The sequence below is a fragment of the Synechococcus sp. MU1655 genome, from assembly GCF_023630655.1.
In the GTDB taxonomy this organism is placed as follows: domain Bacteria; phylum Cyanobacteriota; class Cyanobacteriia; order PCC-6307; family Cyanobiaceae; genus Synechococcus_C.
The window spans coordinates 1-2,729 of the sequence record NZ_JAKUHK010000255.1; the positions used below are offsets into that span (position 1 = coordinate 1).

Annotated in this window: 2 protein-coding genes; both read left to right on the forward strand. The window is 52.6% G+C overall.

Annotated elements, in window-relative coordinates:
- Positions 1-1,382, forward strand: a 1,382-nt coding sequence (locus tag NCN04_RS10265; RefSeq protein WP_250396034.1) for an urea transporter, incomplete at its 5' end; no start/stop codon positions are given.
- Between the two features lie 636 nt (positions 1,383-2,018).
- The gene (locus NCN04_RS10270; protein ID WP_250396035.1) at positions 2,019-2,309 is read left to right on the forward strand and encodes a hypothetical protein; all 291 of its coding nucleotides are present in this window, start codon (positions 2,019-2,021) and stop codon (positions 2,307-2,309) included.
- Positions 2,310-2,729 lie beyond the last annotated feature (420 nt).

Consider the following 2,729-nt stretch of genomic DNA (forward strand, 5'->3'; position numbering starts at 1 on the left):
TGGCTCTCTTGGCTGTGTTGGGGATGGCTGCAGCAAACGCCGTTTCCAAGCTGCTGAATCTTGGCCAAAGCCTGCGCGATCAGGGAATCCACGGCTTCAACGGTGCACTTGTGGGATGTGCCGCGGCAGTGCTCTCAGACTCCAGCTCAGTGAAAGATGCCGGGCTGATCGCGGTGTTAGTGGCGTTCGGAGGCGGACTCACAACGCTGATGCTCGAACTGTGGCGTCGCCGCTTTCATCGCCGCGGAGACCCGCCGGCACTCACCCTGCCGTTCTGCCTGATCACCTGGGGACTTGTGGCATTGGTGAGCCCTCGAATGCCAGACACCATCGAGACGGTGAAAGTGGCTGCTTCCCCTACTGCAGCTCAGGTGTTGGTTATCGGACTTCCCCACAGCTTCGGACAAGTCTTTCTCTGCTCCGACCTTGTCAGCGGATGGCTCGTACTCCTTGCCGTTGCTATCGCAAGCCCCATCGCCGCCGCGCTCGGAGCGTGCGGCGCCCTGGCGGGAATGTTGACCGCCTTGGCAAGCGGTACTGACACCGCTGCTGTCGCCCAAGGACTATGGGGTTACAACGGCGTTTTGGTTGCGATCGCCCTCGGCGGAATCTTCCACGTGCCCGGACGCAGAACCCTGGTCATAGCTCTCCTGGGAGCAGGGCTTGCCAGCCTGCTACAGGCGCTACAGGGGAGGTTGATGGGCAACCTTCCAGCTCTCACCCTGAGCTTCGTGATCACAACTTGGATGATGCAGCGTCTGGCTGGCCGAACACTGCCTGCACTGATTCCTGTTGCCCTACATGCAGTCGTCACCCCTGAGGAACACCGCAAACGGTTTCTCGTGGCAAGTGAACTGCTGGGCTCCTTCCGTCGAAACCTGCGACAGAGGCTGATCGGCATGGACCCCCTCGTCGAGAGAGAACAGCCACAAATCCAGCTGAATAGCCAGATGCAACATCTATTCGATCAGCTCGACCAAAATCGTGATGGCCATCTCAGCCTTAACGAGCTTCGCAATGCGCTGGTGTCAGGAGGTGGCAGCAATAAAACCCATCTGCGCCGAACGTCATCCCTGAACAATCAATTGTTGGCAACGATGGCTTCCATGGATCTCAATGGCGATGGCCATATCGACTCCGCTGAATTCAGCAAGCTCATCCAACGCTTGCAACGACTCCGAGAGGGAGAGGAGCGGTTGCTGCTGTACTTAATGCCCGTCGATGCCAATGGCAACGATCGTCTCGATCAAGATGAATTAGCTCGACTGCTGAAGAGCATCGGCCAAGCGCCGCTCACCGCCGGGGAACAAGCGTTGGTGTTCCGAAACCAGCAACAAAGCCTTAGCTGGCACGATTTCGTGGATCGCTTGTTATTGAGCTAAGCAATGGTCAGGCTCAAGTGTCTTCTCCATCAGAATCCCTGCCGCCTCACCGCACTCCATAACATTGCCCTGCGTTGCAAACCCTTGCGCTGGGGATAGCGACTTCGCTCCACGAGAGGTCAACGCCATCTATACCTTGAAAAACGATCGATTGATGCACCGCTTCAATAAGGGGGCGACTCAACAGAAACAGCTTTCGTCAGGTGCTCATGCAAGGCTTCTCAATTAGTCGCCATCTGGATGGATGACACCGTTGCTCGATAACAAGTGGCCATAGAACTTCCTTAGGGCTGCAATCAGATTTCTAAGAGAAACTGTGATTAGGCGTTGCCATGTCACTTCTAATGATGCGAATGAAGTGAATTAAGTAGTCACTGGAGGCGAAAGTGGGCATCAGCCAGTTCACGCCTCATTGCACGGCATCCACGTTGACTCGTTGAGTACTTGCCTTCCCATCCAAGTTTAACGCGCCAACAGTCAAACATTCTCGTTATTATTTGATACCCTTCAAATAAAGCCATCGTAGGTTAAAGCAAATTACAAGGCGGCTGATAAGGATCAAAGGCAGTCTTACAGGAAAGAATGTTGATGCAGACTTCAAAAGCAAGCTAGACTATTTATAGCAATGCAGCAATGATGAGACACTTCGCGCCATTACTACTGCTATTAGGCTTAGTCGGTTGTTCGACGACCTATTCATCGCCTAAGCAGGCAGAAAATGCGTGCGCTGAATGGGAAAGCCAGAAAGTAATCATTGGGTATGAAGCGGAGCAGGTGAATAAAACTTATGGCTCACGCTGGTGCCAGCAAAACAAAAAAGAGAATGAATTCCTAGGTTACAAAAATCATAAAATGGAGGATGGAACCTGGAAAAACAAAGAAGGGAAGGAAGGCAGATTTCAAATAGTAAAGCGATTCCGCTATTAGCTTCACGTGCTGTCCAAACATCACGACAAGGAAGCTCGAAGAGATAAGAATTAGTGGGTCCACAACGCTTAAGGCCTATGACCCTGCCATAGGACGTGTCACCACTCCAAACATGCTTGCATTCACCAAAGGGAGCACTTGGACTGCAGCGGATAGACATTTAGTTCGGCCGTGGAGCTTTCCCGGTACAAAACAAATTCGCCTGGAGTGTCTCTTCAAAGCATTCTCAAAGCACAAACCATCCGAGATTCCCCCATTCAGGGGATGAAGGAACCAGAGTGTTCCATTAACACTGAGCCATTAGCAGAAGAATCACCAACCCACCACAAACGATGAAACGCCTGGTCTCAATCTCTGCTGCTTCACTTGTGATGATCGCAGCGGCATGGTTAACGCAACCATCGGCAGAAGCTCAGTGGC

What these genes read in the sequence shown, in the direction of transcription:
- NCN04_RS10270 (WP_250396035.1), top strand. Translation starts at nt 2,019, where the DNA reads ATGAGACACTTCGCGCCATTACTACTGCTATTAGGCTTAGTCGGTTGT.